Source organism: Arcobacter sp. LA11 (assembly GCF_001895145.1).
GTDB lineage: Bacteria > Campylobacterota > Campylobacteria > Campylobacterales > Arcobacteraceae > Halarcobacter.
This window is the reverse complement of the sequence record NZ_BDIR01000005.1, coordinates 344,805-366,603: the sequence shown is the minus strand read 5'-3', so window position 1 is coordinate 366,603 and position 21,799 is coordinate 344,805. Positions and strand designations below refer to the sequence as shown.

Below are 21,799 nucleotides of genomic sequence, written 5' to 3'. Positions count from 1 at the left end.
AATAAATTTAGATATGATTTTAGCTAAAATTTGCTTAAGAGTTGAGATGATTTTTGATACTAAAATATTAAATAAAATGGTTACTGTAAAACTAATAAAAAAAATAAGAAATAGACATACTTATTTAAGAATTAAAAACAGTGAGTTAATAGAAATTTCTTCAAATCCTTTTTTTACTATAAATGATGCAAAAAAGTTAATAGAAAAGAAAAAAGAATGGATAGAAAAAAGAATTAATTTTGTAAAAAAAGATTTTCTATCTTCTGATGAGTACCTATTTTTAGGCGAAAAATATAAACTAGATGAGTCTATAAAAAATATAGATGAGTTTTATAGAAAAAAAGCTAAAGAGATTATTCCTTTGATTGTTGAAAAGTATTCAAAAGAGATGAAACTTCATTCAACTTCACTAAAATTTAGAAAAAACAAAAATACTTGGGGTTCATGCAACTATAAAAATGGATTAAACTTTAATATATTATTAGTAAAATATCCTATAGAAATCGTTGAATATGTGGTAATTCATGAATTAGCCCATATAAAACATAAAAATCATTCAAAAAGATTTTGGAATTTAGTTGAAGTTTATTGTCCTGATTATAAAAACAGGATGAAGCTTTTTAAGACTTTTTTATAATATTTCTTATCTCTTCTGTAATTTTATGTAATTTTTCATCTTTTATGCTATTTTGAAAAATTCCATATGAACGTTCATCAAAAGTGTCAATTTTTTCTATCTTCTCTTCTCTTTTTTCGATTTTATTTGTTACAAAAAACTTAACTTCTTCCACGTTAGCAATGTTAGATTTTTTTAATAGTGCATTTATTAAACTCTTGTTATACTCAAACTCCATTTTATAAACAGGATGAGTTAGTACAAAGTATAGTATTTGTCGCTTTATATAGGCAAATTTTATACCTTTTTTAAGTTTCAATGGCAATAGTTCTATAAACTTTTGGATTGTCTCTTGTGTATTAATCTTTCTGAATTCAGGATTATTTTTAAGATGACAAAGAATTTCATTCATTTTTTTCATGCTATTATTATAGCAGGAGTTTTATTATCTTTTGGCGGTTGTGGTTATAAAGGACCACCTGTTTACGAAGGTGATAAAAAGGAAGTAGTTAAATAATGATATATGATTATATTATTATAGGTTCTGGAATTGCAGGTTTAAATGCAGCAAGGTTAATCCCTAAATCAAAAAAAGTTTTGATTTTATGTAAAAAATCTCCTTGGGAATGTAACACATTCTATGCACAAGGTGGTATTGCAACTGCTGTTGATGATACTGACATATCAAATCATATACAAGATACTTTGACTGCTGGTGCAAATTATAACAATAAAGAAGCTGTTGAAGTATTAAGTAAAAACTCTTTAGAGTGCATTGAAGACTTAATTGATAATGGATTAGAATTTGACTTAAATAGTGAAGGTGAGTTAGCTTTTACAAAAGAAGCTGCACACAGTAGAAGCCGAATTTTACATGCAGATGGTGATGCAACAGGAAGAATGATGCATTTATTTTTATTAAGTCAATGTAAGCATGATATAGAAACTAATGCTGTAGTTAATGATTTACTTATTCATGATGGTATTTGTTATGGAGTTCAATATTTTGTAAGTGAAACAGAAGAAAAAACTGTATATGCACATAATACAATCATAGCTAGTGGTGGAATAGGGTCTATTTATAAGTATCATACAAACTCAACTGCAATTGCAGGGGAAGTTCAAGGTATTTGTGTTGAAAAAGGTCTTGCTTTAAAAGATATGGAAATGATGCAATTTCATCCAACTGTATTTAAAGGTACATCTTTTGCTAGAAAAGCACTACTTAGTGAAGCTTTAAGAGGTGAGGGTGCTTATATTGTAGATGAAAATGACTATAGATTTTTATTTGATTATCATATAGATGGAGAACTTGCTCCAAGAGATGTAGTTTCAAGAGCTATATTTGATTATTTTCATAAAACTAAATTACAGATTTATTTATCTTTTGATAATTTTGAGAAGAATTTTTTCAGAAAAAGATTCCCAAATATTTATGCAAATTTAAATGATTTGGGTTATGATTTACCTTTTGAAAAAGTTCCAATTTCTCCTGCTTTTCATTATGCAATGGGTGGAATCGAAACAGATATAAATGCAAAAGTTTTAGATGTGAAAAATCTTTATGCAATAGGTGAAGCAGCTTGTTCAGGAGTACATGGAGCTAATAGATTAGCTTCAAATTCTCTACTTGAAGGTGTTGTTTTCTCTAAGGTTGCAGTTGAAGATTCTTTGAAAAAAAATTTTAAGATTTCATGCGAAAACTATACTAATATTATAAAATCTTATGTTCGTAATCAAGAAATAGACAAATCTATAAAAGATAGATTACGAGTACTAATGTGGGAAAATGCTGCAATAGTAAGAAATAGTTCATCTTTAGAAAAAACAATTAAAGAAGTTGACAATTTCTTGAATGAAAAAGTAGGTAGGTTATTATTTTTAAGATTACTTACTGCAAGATCTATATTAGAAGCTGCAATGAATAGAAAAGAATCTCTTGGGGCACACTTTATTAGTAAAAAGTGATAATTGTTACACTTGAAAAAAGTTGACATTTTCTTGACAAAAACTTTACAAAAACAATTATTTTTAAGCTTTCTTACGGCAAAATCAATTTTAACAGCTGCGATTGATAGGAAAAAATCACTCGTAGCACACTTTATTAAGGAGAAACAATGTTAAAGATTCTGATGACACTATTGTTATCATCTATAGCGTTATTTGCTGCAGGCGGGGGAGCCGCAGCTGGAGCAGTTGCACCTGATTTAACTATGACTTGGGTTGGATTTGCGTGTTTATTTATTTTTGTAGTAGGGTACTATTTTGTAGCTGCTGAAGAAAAATATGAGATTGATAAGGCTAAACCAGCGTTATTTATAGGTACATTCATGTTTATTTTAGTTGCACTTTACTATGCATTAAATGGTTTAGATTTAGGATTAGTTCATACTGAAGCAAACCACTTAATTTTAGAGATTGCTGGAATTTTCTTCTTCTTATTTGTTGCTATGACATATATAGAATCTCTAATTCATATGGGTGTATTTGATAGATTAAAATATAATCTTGTTTCAAAGGGATATACATATAGAAAGCTTTTCTGGGTAACTGGATTTATTGCATTCTTCTTATCTCCAATTGCGGATAACTTAACAACAGCTCTTATTTTATCAACTGTATTAATTACAATTGAAAAAACAAGAAAAGATTTCTTAGTACCTGGTGCTATTAATATCGTTGTTGCTGCAAATGCCGGTGGTGCATGGTCACCATTTGGTGATATCACAACTCTTATGGCTTGGACAGCAGGAAAAGGAACATTTGTTGATTTCTTATTCTTATTCCCAGCTTCTATTGTAGGATACTTAGTAACAGCAGTTATTTTAGCTAGATTTGTGCCAGATGAAAAACCTCCATTTGATGCTTCAAAAGAAGAGAAGCCTAAAATGTCTGAGGGGGCTAAAGTAGTAATGTTCTTAGGTGTATTTACAATTTTTTGTGCAGTAATGTCTCACCAAGTGTTACATTTACCAGCAATGTGGGGTATGATGTTTGGTCTTTCTCTACTTAAAGTTTATTCTTATGGACTTAAAAAGAAATATGGTGTTGACCACTTTAATATTTTCCATTCAATGGCAAAAATTGAAAACAATACTTTAATGTTCTTCTTCGGTATTTTAGCAGCAGTTGGTGCTTTATACTTTATTGGATGGTTAGCATTAGCAATCGTTGTATATGACCCATCAGTATTAGGACCAACGTGGTCAAATATTGGTGTAGGATTCTTATCAGCAATTGTTGATAATGTTCCAGTTATGTCAGCAGTACTTAAAGCAAGTCCAACAATGGGACTTGACCAATGGATGCTTGTAACACTTACAGCAGGTGTTGGTGGTTCTATGATTTCATTTGGTTCAGCAGCAGGTGTTGGTGTTATGGGTAAACTACATGGAATTTATACATTTGGTTCACACATGAAATATGCTTGGACAATTGTAATTGGTTACTTTGTTTCTGTAGCTATCTGGTATGTTCAGTATCAAATGCTAGGAATTGGACACTAATAAAAAAGAGTCTATAGCCGATATAAAAAGCTTCTCAGGGGAAACCTTGAGAAGCTTTTTTTTTGCTTCAAAATGTCACTTTATCAAATTTAAATCACTTTTTAGATATAATCCGACCTTATATAAGAAAAAGCAATTCTTTGCTTTCTTTAGAGTTTGCTTCTTTAAAGATGGTTTATCCATCTTGTTAAAAGAAGACAAATAATCTAAGTCCCCTTTAAAATGGGACATTTTCAAAGGAAACTATTTAATGAAACATGTACCAATAGTTGTATTAGATTTTGGTAGTCAATATACACAAATTATTGCAAGAAAATTAAGAGAAGCTGGTGTTTATTCTGAGATTGTACCTTACAATGAAAGAATTGAAGATATTTTAGCTAGAACTCCAAGAGGTATTATCCTTTCAGGTGGTCCTGCATCAGTATATGCACAAGATGCTTATCATCCAGATGATCAAATCTTTAATTTAGGTCTTCCTATTTTAGGAATTTGTTATGGTATGCAACTTATTTCTCAGTTTTATGGAGGTTCTGTAATTCCAGCAGACCATCATGAATATGGAAAAGCAAGATTACAATTTGAAAAAGACAATGCAATTTTTAAAGATACAGATGATGGTCAAATTGTTTGGATGTCTCATGGTGATAAAGTTGATGAGTTAGCAGATGGTTTTGAAGTAATAGGAACATCAGAAAACTCTCCATATGCAGCTATTGCAAATGAAGATGAAAATATTTACGCTTTTCAATTTCACCCAGAAGTTTACCACTCAGAGCAGGGTTCTAAAATTCTTAAAAACTTTGCAAAATATATCTGTGGATGTGATTCAACATGGAATATGGGTGGATTTGCAAAAGAACAAATCAAAAAGATTCAAGAGCAAGTAGGTGATAAAAAAGTACTTTGTGGTGTATCTGGTGGAGTTGATTCTTCTGTAGTTGCTACACTTTTAGCTGAAGCTATTGGAAATCAAGTAATACCAGTGTTTGTTGATAATGGACTTTTAAGAGCAAATGAAAGAGAACAAGTTGAAGCTATGTTCAAAGCAAGAGGTGTTAACTTAATTACTGTTGATGCATCAGAGCAATTCTTATCAAAATTAGCAGGTGTTACAGACCCTGAAACAAAAAGAAAAATCATTGGTGAAACTTTCATTGAGGTATTTGATAAAGAAGCTAAAAAGCATGATGATATTGAGTTTTTAGCACAAGGTACACTTTATACAGATGTTATAGAATCTGTATCTGTAAAAGGTCCTTCAAAAACTATTAAATCACATCACAATGTTGGTGGATTACCAGACTGGATGACTTTTGAGTTAATTGAGCCACTAAGAGAAATCTTCAAAGATGAAGTAAGACTTTTAGGACTTGAACTTGGACTTCCTAGAGATATGATAGGTCGTCATCCTTTCCCTGGACCAGGACTTGCTATTAGAGTTATGGGTGATGTAAATAAGCCTGATTTAGAACTTCTAAGAAAAGCTGACACAATAATGTTAGACGTTCTTCATGCAACAGGTTTATATGACAAGACATGGCAAGCATTTACAGTTTTATTAAACGTAAAATCAGTAGGTGTAATGGGTGATAACAGAACTTATGACAACACAGTATGTGTTAGAATAGTAGAAGCAACAGATGGTATGACAGCAACATTTGCACATATCCCTCATGATGTCTTAGAAACTATTTCAAGAAGAATCATCAACGAAGTTGATGGAATCAACAGAGTAGTATATGATATATCTTCAAAACCACCAGCAACAATAGAGTGGGAATAATCTTTTTGCCGTAATTTCGGCGCATCTTTCACCGAATTCTAGCTTTGATGTACGAGTAGTACACCTTCGCTAGACTTCGGCAAAATCTACACCAAACTTACGACAAAATTTTAATTAGTTTTATTTTTTATTAATCTATATTTTTATTATTTTTTAATATAATTAATTGAAATTTCAAAGGTGAGTTAATGGGTATAAGTCCAAGTTCAATAATACATTTTACAGATAAAAAAGAAGCTTTAATTGGTATTCTTAATAATAATTTTAAACTTTCATATTGCAAAGAGAAAATTATATTGAAAAATAATGAATATAATTTAGGTATTCCAATGGTTAGTTTTTGTGATATACCTTTGTCCCAAATTAAAGAACATATTTCAAAGTATGGTTCATATGGAATAGGACTTTCTAAAAATTGGGCGATTAAAAAAAGATTAAATCCTGTTTTATATGTTGATACAGATTCACATTTATCAGAAAGCTATGAAAAATTATTTTATAAATATTTAACAGAACCAGATATAAGTACAGAGACTGCAACTGATAGTCAAAGAGCAATCATTGATATATTTAGATATACAAAAAACTATCAATCTAATTTAGAAAGAGGGGAAGCCTTAATAAAAAATTACAGGTTCTCAGATGAAAGAGAATGGAGGTATGTACTTGATTTAAATGAGTCTGAAAAATATATATGCAAACATGATGAATGTAGTGAAATTGACTTAAATAAGTATTCTTTAGATTTTGAACCTAATGATATCCAGTATATAATTATACGTGATGAAAATGAAATTGGAGACTTTTTGAATGTTCTTAGAAGTGCAAAAGGTAAAAATTATTCTTTTCATGATGTAGAGAGGTTGATGACAAGAATTATTACTACCGAACAGATAAAAAATGATTTTTAACTAATTCTCATCGCCTGGATGGGAATGCATACTTCACTATAAATAATTATATAGTTATAAAATAAAATATAAAAGACACACTTTTTTTCATAAAAGTTTAGATTGGTAATAATCCCAGCCTTTGTTAAAGCCGAAAGTTTTTAATTTATTTTCGAAAAAGCCTGAGAATGTTTGAGGAGAGAAAAGTGATTAAAGATCACTTTTTCGACGAGTTTCGCAAGGCAGAAAAGAAATTATAAACTGTAGGGAAGCTTTGCCTTTAGCAATTTGGCTGGTGGCTTTTTGTCTTACTTTTTGCCATCAAAAAGTCAAGAAGAAACTTTTCTTCTATATAAGTATAAAATTATTCAGACTATTTTATATATAATCTGTTTCGAATAAATATTTAAAAATAGAAAAGGGATAAATCTTGATAGAAAAAATAAAAGAAAGTAAAATTGCACAAATTTTACTTGTAAAGTTATTTGTAGTTGTAACTCTTATAGGAAACTTATATTTTTCATAAAAACTATAGTCATGAGCTTGAATCTTCACTTTATATTATTTAGACTAGCATACTAAACGTACAATCTTAAAACCCAATTCTTAGGCTTTATAAATACTTTTTCTTTATTTAAAGAAAATAAGACTTAAAGTTTTTTGTTACTTGGTGCTAATAGTTAAATCATGATAGGGCAAGGTATCTTTTCTAATTCCCCATTTAAACTTATCTTTGTACCATCCATTCATATCTGAAATAGTCACTCCATTGGCTTTTCCTGAACTTGCATGGATAAATTTATCATCTCCTAAATATATGCCACTATGATTTACCTGACCTTTTAAACTTGTATCAAAAAAAACTAAATCTCCTTTTTTAAGTCTGTCTACACTAACTTTAGTACCTATTTCTGATTGAGCTATGGATGTTCTTGGTAGATTTATATTGTTTTCTTTAAAAATATAATATACAAATCCAGAACAGTCAAAACTGCTTGGACCATTTTTAGAATATAAATAAGGGCTTCCTATTTTTGATTTTGCTAATGATATTATATTTTTAGTAGAAGTATTAGAATTTTTTTGCAGCACTTTATTTACTGTATTTATTTTTGAATTTTCTTCTTTTTCATTTGTAAGAGCTGGTTTTCCATATAAGTATAAATAGGATGCTCCAAAAGCTATGAATATATAAATAAAAGGTTTTAATATTTTCATAATATTTTGTTCCCTTTTTCGATATTTAATAAATCAGTACTTCTACTTGTATCAATAATTTTAGTATATATTTTATTAAAAATCACATCTTTACGGTTATGGTGATTTTTCTATTGTTTTTTTCTACTCAAAAATAATCAAAATACACTTCTAACCTTTAATTAAGAGTCAAAATAAATATTCTGCTATAATCTTAAGAAAAAAGCGAGAATACCTATATGAAATATATCTTATTACTATTATTATGTCTTAATATTATGTCACATGCACAGAATAAAAAACCAAAAATGGGTTGTATTTTATCTCAAAAGGGAGAAGTAACTTTTAACTGGGCTGAATATACAAGTAATAAGTATGCTATCGAGGGTAAAAGTAAAACTGTAAAATACAAAGCTGTTAAAAAAGAAGGTGCAGTTTTTAAAGAGATACTTATTGGTTCTACCATAAAAGCTGATTTTAAAAATAAAGATATTCTTGCAAAAATAGTGCATATTCAAGCTAAAAAAAGAGTTGGTAGAGGTCCTAGACATGGTATGATTGAACTTCAAATAACAATGAACAATATTACTAAAACTTTGCCTTTTATTTATTTTTATGATGCTGGAAATATGATTATAAAAAGCAATGTAAATTTAAAAGATTTTAACTTAGTAACTAAAAAATTATATAGTGAATTTAGTTTTGGTATTCATTTTGACTTTGCACTATGTGAAATAAAATAAAAATTATATTCTCTCAGAGTGAATCTTCATTTTATAAAAATATAGAACTGGCAATTTAATATTTAATAGTCAAGGATTAGACTTACTAAAATTAGTCTTCTAATCTAAGAGTTTAAAAAACTTAGGATATAATATTTTTTTTAGTAAAAAGAAAGATATTATGTGAAGGAAATTAATGAAAGAATTTTTTATACTAGAGGCGGGATTATTGACTGTATCCGCTTTATTATTAGCTATAATAGCATTTACAACTACTCGTTCATTTGTGCGTAAAGGCATGTTTAAAAAATCTTTTTTCGGAGCATTTATATTTTTTGCTCTTGTTATTACTTGGCATTATAACCAAACAGTAGATCGAATGGATATAGTAAAAAAAGAATTTAAAAATGGAAAAACCATAGTTTGTGATAACAAAGGTGACTTGACATTAGGGCGTAATGTTTTAGTTCAAAAAGATAGATACGGATGGCGTATTGATGATTTTTTCTTTATTTCTGATGAATACCCAAGAAATTTCCATATATCTAGATGTGTAGTTAGTTTACTACATAAATAGGATTCGTAATAATAAGAATGAGAATATCTTAAAATAAGATCTAAAGGCTTGAAACTGCATTTTTTATAAAGCTAGATTAAGAGGATAGTCCTCTTTTTTCAGGTTTTCTTAGAAATTATAGAAAAGTTTCACTTTTACTTTTTAATATCAAAAGGTAATAAAATTTTTTAAAACTTCAATTACAAAATACTCTTAGGAACAATTCTACGAATTTTCACCCTAATTCTCTTTTTTAAATCTACCAAACTATCTGGATTCCAATCAAGAGATATTTTCCATGCATTTTCCTCTTTCATTTCCTCTATCATACCTTCTTTGATTTCTTTTGCAATTTTACTAGATGGGATAATCACAAAATTTTCTGTATTTAAGTTAGCACTTCTTGGGTCAACATTGTATGTCCCAATAATACTTGTCTTATTATCTACAACCATAGATTTTGCATGTAGCCCAAATATTGGGGCTTTTTTTAGTTGCTTTTGCATGACTTCTGACATGATTTTTTGTCTTATTTTTGCATTTGGTTTGAATTCATATACTTCAATACCAGTTTTAAGTAAGGCTTGTCTATCACGTTGGTAGCCATTAAATGCTTCAAGATTATCTGTTGATGCTAAGCTATTTGTTAAAATTTTAATATCAACACCTTTTGCTACAAGTTCTTTTAGAATTTTTCTAGTTTTTTTAGTGGTAATTAAATATGGAGTTTGAATAATAACAGACTCTTTACTATTTTTTAGCAATGAAATCAATTTATCAGTAGATGCTCCTCCACCTGCTAAAAATTTATTAGCATTGTTTTTCCCAGGAATATCAGAGATATACTGAACATTTTCTATCCATTGAAGCTTTTTTTGTTCTTGAATCTCTTTTATAGCTAAGGGTATTTCATTTATTTTATTTCTAACTGATGGTACAAAGTTTTTTGGATTAGAAGCATACTCATGTAGTTTTGTAAAAATAGGTGTGTCACTATCTAGTTTTTTATTTTTAAGTAAATCTTTTATGTCTACACTTAATTTATTTTCCCAAAATTCATTAAAAGATTTTTGTACTTTACTAACGACACCACCAACTAATAATACATCCCTATCACGGAAATTATATTCATGGTCATATCCAAAGTACTCATCGGCAACATTTCTTCCTCCTGTAATAGTAACTTTTCCATCAATAGTAAAGGTTTTATTATGCATACGTTGATTTAATTTATGAAAATCTGTACTTAAGTTAATGATTTTTTGAAAAATATTTTTACCAATATTTGCCATAGGATTATATATTTTAATCTCAATATTTTTATGTGATGCAATTTTAAGTAAATCTTCACCACTAGCTTCAACCATAATATCATCAACTAAAACTCTAACTTTGACGCCTCTTTTTGCTGCTTCTATCAAATAATTTGTTGCTATTAATCCTATATTGTCAGTTGAGAAAATAAAATATTGCACATCTATTGTAGTTTGGGCATGTTGTGTTAGCCATGCACGAGACAACATAGCTTCTATTCCTTGTTCTAGTACGTAAACACCTGTTTTATTTTGCATTTTATTTTTAACATCTTTTAAATAATCTGATAACATCAAATCACTTTTATATGAAGAATAAATACCTGTGCTAGATGCGAAAAGTCTTGTACTATTTGAAATATAAATAGAAAGAGTAAATAGTAATAGTATCTTTGATAATATTTTGAAGGTTTTATTAAAATTTTGCAATGAGTAATCCATTTTTTGTAAATTATAACATGAATAAGGTTTAATATTTTGGAAATTTCAATTTACTATAATTTATCTCCAAGAATCTATTAATAAGATATATAAGTTTGCACCTCTATTTTTATTTCAACTATGATAAACTCCAAATACGAAGAGAGTATTAATTAGAAATCTAAACTAACATAAATATCTATTTTTTATTTTTCAAAATAAATCAATATTAAACAAAGGAAATTTTTATTGCCATTTTACTTAACTAACGAAAATATAGAAGCCACAATAGAAAGAAATCCTGATGATATATTAAATCCTTCAGATATAAATTATAAACCTTCATCTAGAAATACAAAAATTAGGGAACTCATATTACAAGTGATTAGTAATACTTTTGATAGGATTATATTAAAAACTGTAATTAAAAATGATTTATTTCATAGTGTAAACTCATTACAAGAGGATAAATATTCAAGCTATTTATTTGCATTTGAAAGTGAAGATGAAGAGTATGAAATAATATATCATCTTCCAATAGAACTTGCGTCAGTTTTAGGGCAATATACTCAAAATGAAAAAGAAGTATTTTTGAGTTTATCAAATTCAATTGTTATATGTCTAAATGAACAAGACTTTACTTTTTTACAAGATATCAAATTTAAAGATTTATCTGATGAACCTGTCGATTATAAAAATGTAAAAAATTTATATTTTCTAAGAATTTCAATCGATAAAAAAGATTATAAGTTTTATCTTCAACTTGATAATCAATTTAACAAAATATTTTAAAGGCTATATTTGTCAGAGAAATTAGACTCACTATCAAAACTAAAATCAATAGATAAAGGTGTCGTATTTATGCTTTTAAGTGCTTTAATCTCGGCACTTAATGGAGCAGTAACAAAAATACTTTCAGAATCAATGGATCCTATTGAGATAGTATTTTATAGAAATTTTTTAGGAGTTTTGATTATCTTATATAGTTTAAAAAGAGTTTCTGTCTCTTTTGATAGTTCTAAAGTACATTTACTTTTTTTAAGAGGCGTGTTTGGAGCATCAGCTATGTTACTATTTTTTTATACAATTGCAACTATACCTTTAGGGGAAGCTGTGATACTAAATAAAACATCACCATTTTTTGTAACAATACTTGCCTATTATTTGATGAAAGAGACTATTAATACTCAAACTTTTTTTGCTCTTATTATTGGATTTTTAGGAATTATATTTATTATGAAACCTTTTGGTATTGAAATATCTTTTGAGCATATATTAGGAGTGTTAGGTGGCTTTTTTGCAGCAGCTGCATATGCAACTATAAAGAAAATCAAAGATATTTATGATGCAAGAGTAATTATGCTTTCATTTATGACAACTGGTATGATTATTCCAATAGTACTTTTTCTTTTTACTCCATATGTCACTTTTCAAATACATACAGAACCTTTTGTCTGGGGTCTTATTGTTATCATGGCTTTTATCTCAACAGCATCTCAGTGGTTTCTTACTCGTGCTTATAGTTTAAGTAAGGCTAGTATTATAGGAGTTGTAAGTTATACAAATATTCCTTTTGCTATTGGTTTTGGTGTTATGTTAGGTGATTTATTTCCTGATATATATACTTTTATAGGAATTGTTCTTATTGTAGTTGGTGGTATTTTAGTTAGTAAAAAATCAACAAAAAAAAGTTAATATAAGATAATGAAAAACTTACCCATTTATGAAGTCTTAGATGATATAAAAACTACACTAAAAAGAGAGTCTACTCTTATTTTAGAAGCACCACCAGGGGCTGGAAAAAGTACTGTAGTTCCTATTTCTTTACTAAATGAATCTTGGCTTGAAGATAAGATGATTATTATGCTTGAACCTAGAAGAGTAGCTGCACGAATGGTTGCACAACAAATGGCTAAACTTTTAGGAGAAGAAGTAGGTCAAAGTATTGGATATCAAGTAAAGATGGAGAGCTGTTACTCTAAAAATACAAAATTATTAGTTGTAACTGAAGCTATACTAGTACGAAAACTTCAAAGTGATCAAGCTTTAGAAGATGTTGCTTTAGTGATTTTTGATGAATTCCATGAAAGAAGTATACATACTGATTTATCTCTTGCTTTATCTTTGCAAGTACAAGAACTTTTAAGGGATGATTTAAAACTGTTAATCATGTCTGCAACGCTAAACTCAAAGGAGTTGATAAATCTTTTAGGTGATGTTCCTATTATAAGTTCAAAAGGTAAGTCTTATAGTGTTGAAAATATATATCTTGAAGCAAATATAAAACAACCAGATATCAAGAGTATACATCTTCTTCTTTTAGATACTACGCTAAAAGCTATAAAAGAAGATGAAGGAGATATTTTAGTTTTTTTAGCTGGTGCAAAAGAGATTAAAAAACTTCAATCTTTATTAGAAGATAAATTAAAAGGTAAAGATATAGAAATTCTTCCCTTGTATTCCGCTCTTAACAAACAAAAGCAAGATAAAGCTATATCTAAATCAAAAAAAAGAAAAATAATCCTTTCAACTAATATTGCCCAAACATCTTTGACTATTGAAGGAGTAAAAGTTGTGGTTGATTCTGGCTTAGAAAAGCAATCAATATATAACTATTCAAATGGAATGAATCACTTAGAATTATCTTTTATTTCAGATGATTCAGCTGTTCAAAGAGCAGGACGTGCTGGAAGACTAAGCGATGGGAAGTGTTATAAACTTTGGCATAAAAGTAAGATATTACAAAACTCAACAAAACCTGAAATACTAAGATCTGATTTAACTTCATTTTTCTTAGATTTAGCTCTTTGGGGTATTAAAGATATTAAAGAGTTGAAGTTTTTAGATTATCCATTAGAGCAAGCTCAAAACGGTACAAAAACAATACTTCAAGAACTAAAGATGATAGATGAAAGTTTTGAGATAACACCTTTTGGTAAGAAATCTTTTTCTCTTGGAATTCATCCAAGGTTTGCTTTTATGATATTAGGTGCAAACAATTTTGGTTTTGCCTATGAAGCTTGCCTTTTATCAGCAATGTTAATTGAAAAAGATATATTTACAAATAGGAATTTTAATTGTGATATATACTCAAGGTTTGTACATTTATATGAAAAGGATTTTGATAGTTTTTTTATAAATTCTTTTCATGCAAAAAATGTTTTAAAACAAGCAGATTTTTTTTATTCAAAATTAAAAACTATTGAAAAAGTTAAAAAAAATAAAACCCCAATAAGTGAAGATATTTTAAGTATCTTACTTCTTTTAGCATATCCTGATAGACTTGCCCGTAAAAGAGCAGAAAATGACAATAGATATAAACTAAGTAATGGTAAAGGTGCTATTTTAAATATAGAAGATGCTTTGTTCAACGAAGAGTTTCTAGTAGTATCAAATATAAATGCACATAATAAAAACTCATATATAAACTTAGCTCTTAGAATATCTTTAGAAACAATAGAAAAAGAGTTTAAAACATATATTAAAAAAGAAGAGAGCATAACTTATAACAAAGAGAATAAAAAATTTGATATAAGAAAAAAATGCTATTTTTATGAACTTGAATTATATTCAACACCAATACCAACTGAATCAAAACATGATTTTTCAAAACTTCTTTTAGAGTTAATTAAAAAAGAGGGTTTAGAGCTTTTAACTTGGGATAAAAAAACAATTGATTTAAAAAATAGGGTTAATTTTATAAGAGAAAATATGGATATCGATTTAGAAGAATTTACTACAGAGTCTTTATTAGAAAGAGTAGAAGATTGGCTTGAACCTTATTTACATAATATTAAAACAGTAAAAGAACTGGAATCGTTGGATTTGTATTCTATTTTGTTTGGCTCAATCTCTTGGGAGAATCAACAACGCTTAGATATTCTTGCACCAAGTTATATAAAGGTGCCAAGTGGTTCAAATATAAAGATTGATTATAGCAATAGTAAAACTCCTATTTTAGCTGTTAAGATACAAGAGATGTTTGGTATGAGTGATACTCCAAAGATATTGAATAATACGGTTTCTTTGCAAATACATCTTTTAAGTCCTGCACGAAGACCTATACAAATAACTTATGATTTAAAAAGTTTCTGGAACAATTCCTACGATGAGGTTAGAAAAGAGTTGTTTTCAAAGTATAAAAAACATTATTGGCCTGATAATCCTTTTGAAGCAATTGCTACAAATAAAACAAAGAAAAATATGTTAAAATCCAAATAAAAAAGAATAAAATGTTTAAGACAAATGATTATTGGGAAGAAGAATTTATAGAATACTCTGATAAAAATCTAGATGGTATTTATTTTGATAATTGTACTTTCATAAAATGTGATTTTTCAAAAGCTATTTTTTATAGTTGTAAATTCACAGAGTGTACTTTTATAAAATGTGATTTGTCTTTATCTTCTTTGAATTCTTGTACTTTCAATGATGTTATATTTGAAAACTCAAAGCTTTTAGGACTATCTTGGAGTAAGTGTGATGAACCATTTGATGTGAAATTTGATTCTTGCAATTTATCCCAAAACTCTTTTCATATGTTAGATTTAAGAGGAATGAAATTTATTAATTCACTTATAAAAGATACTGGCTTTGAAGAGTGTAATCTAGAACGTGCAGTTTTTGATAACTGTGATTTAGAACTAACATCTTTTATAAATAATAATCTAAAAAAATCAAACTTTGAAACTTCAAAAAATTATCTAATAGACCCAAAACAAAATGACATTGAAAAAGCCCAATTTTCTCTCCCTGAGGCTTTGAGTTTTTTAAGTTTGCTTCCTATTCAAATAAAGTAATTAATATAGTTATAAAAATTAATATTAATTTAGATATTATTCAAATAATTAAATTTGAGTTCTTTAATAAGATGTAAAGATGTTCTATTTTTTATATGTTTATTGAATTTTCATTTTATTGATATACTAACTAATTATATAATTTTAAAATACTTAAGGAATAATCAAATGAAGAAGATAAAATTTATTTTTCTATTACAATTGCTGCTAATTAATATAAGTGTATATGCAGCTACTGGTACAGCTACTGGAAAAGTTAAAAGAATTTATATATATAATAATGGTCAAGTTTTAGTTGCAGGTTTTAACTTTCCCGAAGCTAACTGTCAGAATAATAGTGGTTTTTATATTCCTGGAGACCATCCTCATTTAGAAAAATATATGAGTTTACTTTTATCATCAAAAGCTATGAATTTAACAGTAACTGTTGTTGCAAAAACTGATAATTGTTGGTATCCTCAAATTAATGAAAGTGGTGAATTAACATATCTATATATAGAATAATAGAGACGTAAAATTAGAGTAATTGGTGATTATTCAGGTACAACGTTTAATCATTGTATTGTCCTTTGGTTCATAAAGCCAATCGTTTGGTCTAAAAAGCTTCTGGAATAATTTCTATGACGAAGTTAAAAAAAAACTAACATCTTTTATAAATAATAATCTAAAAAAATCAAACTTTGAAACTTCAAAAAATTATCTAATAGACCCAAAACAAAATGATATAGAAAAAGCCCAATTTTCTCTCCTTGAGGCTTTGAGTTTTTTAAGTTTGCTTCCTATTCAAATAAAGTAATTAATATAGTTATAAAAATTAATATTAATTTAGATATTATTCAAATAATTAAATATTGTAATTAATACATTTTAATTACAAATGAGATTTAACTTATAAAATTGGGATTATTTATGAATATAAAAAAAATAATTGTTGTATCAATCGTATTTTTTCATTCTTTGGTTGCAGTAGCTGGTACAGTTGTTTGTTCAGGAAAAGTTGAAGTTTTGGCTTACCATGCTAATGATAAACTAATGATAAAGTTGGATAGTATGAATCATAATGTTTTCTTTTGTAGTCCAGATTCTAAGTGGTCAGTTCTTGGGACATCTCATACTACCAGCCCAAATACATGCAAAACAATGTATTCTACTTTTTTAGCAGCAAAAATATCTGGAAAAACTATTAAAGATATGTATTTTGATGGTGATGATGTTCCTTCTTCATGCAATAAATGGGAAGCATGGAAAAAAGCAAATATTAGATATTATTCTTTTTAATAATAGTGACTAGGATCTTTTAATGAAATATAAATATATATTAATTATGTTATTAGTGTTTTTTTCTGGTTCTCTTTTTTCTGCATCTACTATTATAAGTAATATGGAAATAAATAAAATTAGAGTAGTTGGTGATTATTCAGGTACAACGTTTGATAATAGTATTGAACTTTGGTTTACAAAGCCAATTGTTTGGCCAGAAAATATCAATTGTACTACGACTTTTCGTGTTTATATTGATGCTAAACATAATCATTTGGTTAGTGCTGCTTATATGGCTTTTACATCTGGGAAAAGAATAACCTTTTACGTTGATGATCAGTTGCCAATACGTAGCGGCAGTTGTGAAGTATCTTATTTAGATGTATTAAAATAATTTTATATTAAGGAGTTATATTGAAAATAATCTTTAGTTTTATAGTTATATGTATGTCTTTTAACGCATTAGCATATGATGGTTGGTCTGATACTTATCCTATTTCAAGTATTCGTGTTTATTCAAATAGTATGGTATTAATTACAATGCCAGGGGCAAATAATCCTAAAGGATGTAGTGATACATCATATTTAGTGCTTAAAAATGCAGATACAGAAGCTGGAAAACGACAATATTCAGCTTTATTAACTGCTTATGCTTCTGGAAAAAAATTAAATTTAGCCTTAACAGGTTGTTCTGGTGGTGGAACAAATGGATTGCCAATAATAGAACAAGTTTGGTTAAAGTAAATAATGGAAAATATATGAAAAAGCTTATAAGTTTTTTATTTTTGTTTTTAATAGGCTCTGAAGTTTATGCAATTGGAAGTATTCCTAATGCAAAAGTTAAATCTATACGTGTTGATAAAGATGGAAGAGGAATGATTTTTTTTAATCAACCAGTTGCTGGGACTCCTCCTTCTTGTGTTCATGATGCGTATAAAAGTGCTTTAGGTATTGATACTAATACTGAAGCGGGGAAAGCTATTCTTAGTTTAGCTCTCACTGCTAAATCAGGAGGTTTTCTTTTATCTGTTTATGGTACGGGTACTTGTGAAATATATGGAGGAAGAATAGTAGAAACATGGAATTATGGTGTAATGTATTAATAAGTTCCCTATATAAAATCTAGGGAATTTATTAATTAGCTATTAAAATCAAATTTTTCAATATGTTCATCTAAATGTTGTTCTAACATTTGTTTATATTCTTTAAGGAAGTATTCTATTGCTTCTTCTTTTCCCTCTATCATATCTTCTTTTGTTTCGAATGAACGTGCTGCTATCCATGCATTGAACCTTGTAAGACCATACATAAATGAAGAACTTACTTCTCCTGGACTTACTTCTTCACTCATTTGATCGTTTGCTAAAAAAATATGTGCGTCAGCTCTTTTTACAAATGCTTCTTTATCTTTCATTGTTTATATCCTTAGTTTTTTGAATTATATTTAAATATTACTTCTATGTAAATGTTTATGATTAAAAAAACTAAAAATCTTTTAGTATTTAGTTTATCTTTCTATTTTCTAATTATCTAAGTTTTTATAAGGTAGCTTAGTTGATAGCCTATTATCAATTAATCCACGTCCTACTGTAAAATGATATAGTGATTGAAAGTGATTTGTTTTTAATCCTATTATATCATGAAGTATATCATCTAAGAAACAGCCAATACCTGTAGCTGATAGTTGCAATGATGTTGTTTCTAAATACAACTGCTGTCCAATAGCCCCACAGTCCCAATATAGTTGTTTATATTTTGATGCACCATATTTTTCTATTTGGTTTGTGAATTCTGCTAGCATTCCTAAAGTAAATGCACCATGACTTGCGATATCTTGACTACATGAAATTGCTTTTGATATAGCTTTAAAATCTCCTGTTTCTAGTCTATATAGTTCTCCTGCCTCTGTATCAACTTTTTGCCATAGGAAATTTTCTTTAAATAAATCTTGTAGTTGGGTTCTATGTTTACTATTACGAACTAATATATAAAGTCCAGACTCAATACCTTCTACGCTATGTACAAAAATTACCAAATGAATAGCAGAATTATTTGATTTAACAGAAGCTATTATAGTTTCGAACTCTTTTTTTGTAATTGTACAATCATCTTTGTTCATAATTTGTGCAGAACGTCTTTTTAAAACTATATCTTTTGCCAAAAAAGAAGTTTCTCTATATGGATTTGTTTCATACTTGTCATTTGTATATTTTTTAATATCTAAATCATCACTTAGTGTTGCATCTTCAATTTTTTCTAAGATATCCCACTTGTGCCAGTTATGACTTAGTTGATTTGCCTTTCCCTCAAAAAATTCTTCTAAAGATGCTCTAACATCTTGAATATTGATTAAATCATTATTTAGTTTATTTGCTAATGAAACTTTTATTAGCATATCTGGAAGTTCTCTTTCTTCTGGAACATATCTAGAAACTTGGTTAAATCCTATTAAGTTTTGAAGTTCGGAATCTTTTGTATTAATAATCTTTATTTCCCATCCTAAGATTAAAGCAGATATTTCTAAAGCTTTTAATGCATGCCCACAATCAAGTTGTGTATATCTCCATGACCTTTCTCCATATTTCCATGCTTCTCTCCAAACTATAGATGATAAACAGACTAAAAAACTATCTGTTGGTAAAGATAACTTTTCATCTGCACTTGAAAGTAATTCTAGCTCATGCTCTTGTGGAGAATAGTGATGAAGTCCATTTTCAATACCCTGTATATCGTTTGAAACAATATAAGCTTCACTTGGTTGTAAGTTCCCACTTGAGGCATTACATCTTAGTGCCCATGATTGTTCACCGTGTTCTTTGATAGCTGCTAGTCCAAGAGAAAATTGAAAGAATTGTGATATTGCTTCTATACATAAAGGAGCAGAAAGTATATCTTCTTTTTTTTGATTAAATATTTGACTGTATTCTAAAGTTTTATTTTCAAAAGACAATGGCAATTGTGTCTTTTTTGTATTTGAGTAGGTTCTATATGGATTTGGTTGATTTGCCCAATCTAAATAACCTAAAGACCTAGCATATCTATGTTGTGAGTGTTTTGTGTCATTGTGGTAAGTATAAACCATCTGTAAATTTTTATTCATGAGGTATGTTAACAAATGAGATTTAATAAATTATTAAACATATAAATTAATAATTATAAGGCTTTTTTATCTAAAGTATCTTTAGAAGTATAAACTAATATTTATATGCTAATATATAAAAAGTGTATAGAATATAAGGAAAAATATGTCAGATAACAAAACAGTGAAACTTGCTGTATTAATAGATGCAGATAATGCACAAGCTTCACTTGTAGCTGAATTACTTGCAGAAGTTGCAAAATTTGGAGTTGCTAGTATTAAAAGAGCTTATGGTGATTGGACTACAACAAATTTAAAACAGTGGAAAGAGCATCTGAATAAACATGCTATTCAACCAATACAACAGTTTTCTTATACTACAGGAAAAAATGCTACAGATGCATCTTTAATTATAGATGCGATGGATATTTTACATGAAAATAGTTTAGATGGTTTTTGTTTGATTTCTTCAGATAGTGATTTTACAAGACTTGCAACAAGAATTAGAGAATCAGGATTAATTGTATATGGTTTTGGAGAGAAGAAAACACCTGAGGCTTTCATTGCTGCTTGTGATAAGTTTGTTTTTACAGAAATTTTAAGAGAGAAAAAAGATCCTGAAAATAAAGATGAATCTGATAATACTCAACTTAGACCTATAGTAATATCAGCTATTAATGCAGTTTCAAAAGATGATGGATGGGCTAGACTTTCCACAGTAGGAGGTTATATTAATAAAAATAATCCTTCTTTTGATTCGCGAAATTATGGGTATGATAAATTAGGTAAATTAATAAGAAATTTAAATTATATTGTTATTGATGAACGAAAGTTTAATGATGACTCTAATAATGTTCATATTTATATTAGAATAAGAGATTAATCAAACTTCTGGTAAAACATTATTTCAAATATTTAATAGGGCAATTATAAAATGAAAGAAAAAATATACTTACTTCCTGGTCTTATGACAGATGAAAGATTATGGGAAAGATTGATACCTTTTTTAGAAGATGAATATGAATTGATACATCTTCCTATTCCATTAACTGATGATTTTGATGAAGCAACTTTACAGTTAGAAAGTATTATAAAAGATGAAAAGATAAACCTTTTAGGTTTTTCTCTTGGCGCATATGTGGCAATACATTTTACTATCAAAAATCCAAGTAGAGTAAATAGACTTTTTCTAGTTGCAGGAACTCCAAGTAAGATGAAAGAATCAGAAGTAGAAAAAAGAAAGCAAACTTTAAAACAGATGAATAATATGGGCTTTAAAGGATTATCTAGACATAAAGTAATATCTTTACTAGAAGAATCAAATCAAAATGATGAAGAGTTAATAAGTATAGTCAAAAATATGTTTTCAGACTTAGGTGAAAAAGTTTATAATATTCAGATGAATAGTACCTTTAAAAGAAAAGCCCTACATAACGAACTGATTTCTTTAGATTTGCCAATTAAATTTTTCTATAGCACAGAAGATAGGCTTTTTACCCATAGGTCATTGGATAATTTTACCGATGAACATAAACATATTACAAAAGTATCTAGAAAAGGAACAAGTCATATGATACCGTTAGAAGTTCCTGAAAAACTTAGTTTTGAAATTAGAGATTGGATGAAATAAAAGAGAGAATAGTTTTAATTTATAG

At 28.1% G+C, this 21,799-nt stretch carries 24 protein-coding genes; 19 read left to right on the top strand and 5 right to left on the bottom strand.

Annotation, left to right across the window (positions count from 1 at the left end):
* Nucleotides 1-46 precede the first annotated feature (46 nt).
* Entirely contained in the window at nt 47-637 is a 591-nt protein-coding gene (locus BT997_RS07785; protein ID WP_072680868.1) for a M48 family metallopeptidase, read from the top strand.
* Here BT997_RS07785 and BT997_RS07780 read toward each other — a convergent pair.
* A complete protein-coding gene (locus tag BT997_RS07780) occupies nt 621-1,028 on the bottom strand; it encodes a DUF721 domain-containing protein (protein ID WP_258239453.1) in 408 nt (135 codons plus the stop codon). The two genes, BT997_RS07785 and BT997_RS07780, sit on opposite strands and share 17 nt — an antisense overlap.
* On the opposite strand from BT997_RS07780, the gene BT997_RS15695 reads away from it, so the two are divergent.
* The 5 genes from BT997_RS15695 (at nt 1,008) to BT997_RS07760 (ending at nt 6,819) form a co-directional block, all read left to right on the top strand.
* The gene (locus BT997_RS15695) at nt 1,008-1,133 is read left to right on the top strand and encodes a lipoprotein (protein WP_258239452.1); all 126 of its coding nucleotides are present in this window, start codon (nt 1,008-1,010) and stop codon (nt 1,131-1,133) included. The two genes, BT997_RS07780 and BT997_RS15695, sit on opposite strands and share 21 nt — an antisense overlap.
* A complete protein-coding gene (nadB, locus tag BT997_RS07775) occupies nt 1,133-2,584 on the top strand; it encodes an L-aspartate oxidase (RefSeq protein ID WP_072680866.1) in 1,452 nt (483 codons plus the stop codon). The genes BT997_RS15695 and nadB overlap by 1 nt, the downstream gene beginning before the upstream one ends.
* A 149-nt stretch (nt 2,585-2,733) precedes the next feature.
* Entirely contained in the window at nt 2,734-4,122 is a 1,389-nt protein-coding gene (gene nhaD / locus BT997_RS07770; RefSeq protein WP_072680865.1) for a sodium:proton antiporter NhaD, read from the top strand.
* A 250-nt stretch (nt 4,123-4,372) separates the two neighbouring features.
* Nucleotides 4,373-5,908 carry a glutamine-hydrolyzing GMP synthase gene (gene guaA, locus BT997_RS07765; protein ID WP_072680864.1) on the top strand — a complete coding sequence of 512 codons (1,536 nt, stop codon included), beginning with the start codon at nt 4,373-4,375 and terminating at the stop codon, nt 5,906-5,908.
* A gap of 188 nt (nt 5,909-6,096) precedes the next feature.
* Nucleotides 6,097-6,819, top strand: coding sequence for an abortive infection system antitoxin AbiGi family protein (locus BT997_RS07760; RefSeq protein WP_072680863.1), 723 nt, complete (start codon nt 6,097-6,099; stop codon nt 6,817-6,819).
* A 642-nt stretch (nt 6,820-7,461) separates the two neighbouring features.
* Here BT997_RS07760 and BT997_RS07755 read toward each other — a convergent pair.
* Nucleotides 7,462-8,016: a C40 family peptidase gene (locus BT997_RS07755; protein ID WP_072680862.1), complete on the bottom strand. Its 555-nt coding sequence runs from the start codon at nt 8,014-8,016 to the stop codon at nt 7,462-7,464.
* Between the two features lie 218 nt (nt 8,017-8,234).
* Between BT997_RS07755 and BT997_RS07750 the strand changes: the two genes are divergently transcribed.
* Complete coding sequence (locus tag BT997_RS07750; protein ID WP_072680861.1) at nt 8,235-8,738, top strand: hypothetical protein; 504 nt, start codon at nt 8,235-8,237, stop codon at nt 8,736-8,738.
* Between the two features lie 175 nt (nt 8,739-8,913).
* The gene (locus tag BT997_RS07745; protein WP_072680860.1) at nt 8,914-9,294 is read left to right on the top strand and encodes a hypothetical protein; all 381 of its coding nucleotides are present in this window, start codon (nt 8,914-8,916) and stop codon (nt 9,292-9,294) included.
* 179 nt (nt 9,295-9,473) lie between these two features.
* On the opposite strand, the gene BT997_RS07740 is transcribed toward BT997_RS07745, so the two are convergent.
* On the bottom strand, nt 9,474-11,015 hold the full coding sequence (locus tag BT997_RS07740; RefSeq protein WP_258239451.1) for a phospholipase D family protein: 1,542 nt from the start codon (nt 11,013-11,015) through the stop codon (nt 9,474-9,476).
* 240 nt (nt 11,016-11,255) lie between these two features.
* Here BT997_RS07740 and BT997_RS07735 point away from each other — a divergent pair, with 240 nt between their 5' ends.
* The 9 genes from BT997_RS07735 (at nt 11,256) to BT997_RS07695 (ending at nt 18,168) form a co-directional block, all read left to right on the top strand.
* On the top strand, nt 11,256-11,798 hold the full coding sequence (locus BT997_RS07735) for a hypothetical protein (RefSeq protein WP_072680858.1): 543 nt from the start codon (nt 11,256-11,258) through the stop codon (nt 11,796-11,798).
* 9 nt (nt 11,799-11,807) lie between these two features.
* Entirely contained in the window at nt 11,808-12,701 is an 894-nt protein-coding gene (locus tag BT997_RS07730; RefSeq protein WP_258239450.1) for a DMT family transporter, read from the top strand.
* 9 nt (nt 12,702-12,710) lie between these two features.
* Nucleotides 12,711-15,227, top strand: coding sequence for an ATP-dependent helicase HrpB (gene hrpB / locus BT997_RS07725; protein ID WP_072680857.1), 2,517 nt, complete (start codon nt 12,711-12,713; stop codon nt 15,225-15,227).
* An 11-nt stretch (nt 15,228-15,238) separates the two neighbouring features.
* The gene (locus BT997_RS07720) at nt 15,239-15,805 is read left to right on the top strand and encodes a pentapeptide repeat-containing protein (RefSeq protein ID WP_072680856.1); all 567 of its coding nucleotides are present in this window, start codon (nt 15,239-15,241) and stop codon (nt 15,803-15,805) included.
* Between the two features lie 168 nt (nt 15,806-15,973).
* A complete protein-coding gene (locus BT997_RS07715; protein ID WP_072680855.1) occupies nt 15,974-16,309 on the top strand; it encodes a hypothetical protein in 336 nt (111 codons plus the stop codon).
* 405 nt (nt 16,310-16,714) lie between these two features.
* Nucleotides 16,715-17,083, top strand: a complete 369-nt coding sequence (locus BT997_RS07710; protein WP_072680854.1) for a hypothetical protein — start codon at nt 16,715-16,717, stop codon at nt 17,081-17,083.
* Between the two features lie 22 nt (nt 17,084-17,105).
* Complete coding sequence (locus tag BT997_RS07705; protein WP_072680853.1) at nt 17,106-17,459, top strand: hypothetical protein; 354 nt, start codon at nt 17,106-17,108, stop codon at nt 17,457-17,459.
* A 20-nt stretch (nt 17,460-17,479) separates the two neighbouring features.
* Nucleotides 17,480-17,809, top strand: coding sequence for a hypothetical protein (locus BT997_RS07700; RefSeq protein ID WP_072680852.1), 330 nt, complete (start codon nt 17,480-17,482; stop codon nt 17,807-17,809).
* Between the two features lie 14 nt (nt 17,810-17,823).
* Nucleotides 17,824-18,168: a hypothetical protein gene (locus tag BT997_RS07695; RefSeq protein WP_143145170.1), complete on the top strand. Its 345-nt coding sequence runs from the start codon at nt 17,824-17,826 to the stop codon at nt 18,166-18,168.
* A 35-nt stretch (nt 18,169-18,203) separates the two neighbouring features.
* Here BT997_RS07695 and BT997_RS07690 read toward each other — a convergent pair whose 3' ends face one another.
* Complete coding sequence (locus BT997_RS07690; RefSeq protein ID WP_072680850.1) at nt 18,204-18,479, bottom strand: DUF3144 domain-containing protein; 276 nt, start codon at nt 18,477-18,479, stop codon at nt 18,204-18,206.
* 108 nt (nt 18,480-18,587) lie between these two features.
* Complete coding sequence (locus BT997_RS07685) at nt 18,588-20,165, bottom strand: SagB family peptide dehydrogenase (RefSeq protein WP_072680849.1); 1,578 nt, start codon at nt 20,163-20,165, stop codon at nt 18,588-18,590.
* A 145-nt stretch (nt 20,166-20,310) separates the two neighbouring features.
* Here BT997_RS07685 and BT997_RS07680 point away from each other — a divergent pair, with 145 nt between their 5' ends.
* Nucleotides 20,311-21,027, top strand: coding sequence for an NYN domain-containing protein (locus tag BT997_RS07680; protein WP_072680848.1), 717 nt, complete (start codon nt 20,311-20,313; stop codon nt 21,025-21,027).
* A 51-nt stretch (nt 21,028-21,078) separates the two neighbouring features.
* A complete protein-coding gene (locus BT997_RS07675) occupies nt 21,079-21,774 on the top strand; it encodes an alpha/beta fold hydrolase (protein ID WP_072680847.1) in 696 nt (231 codons plus the stop codon).
* Nucleotides 21,775-21,799: the final 25 nt, after the last annotated feature.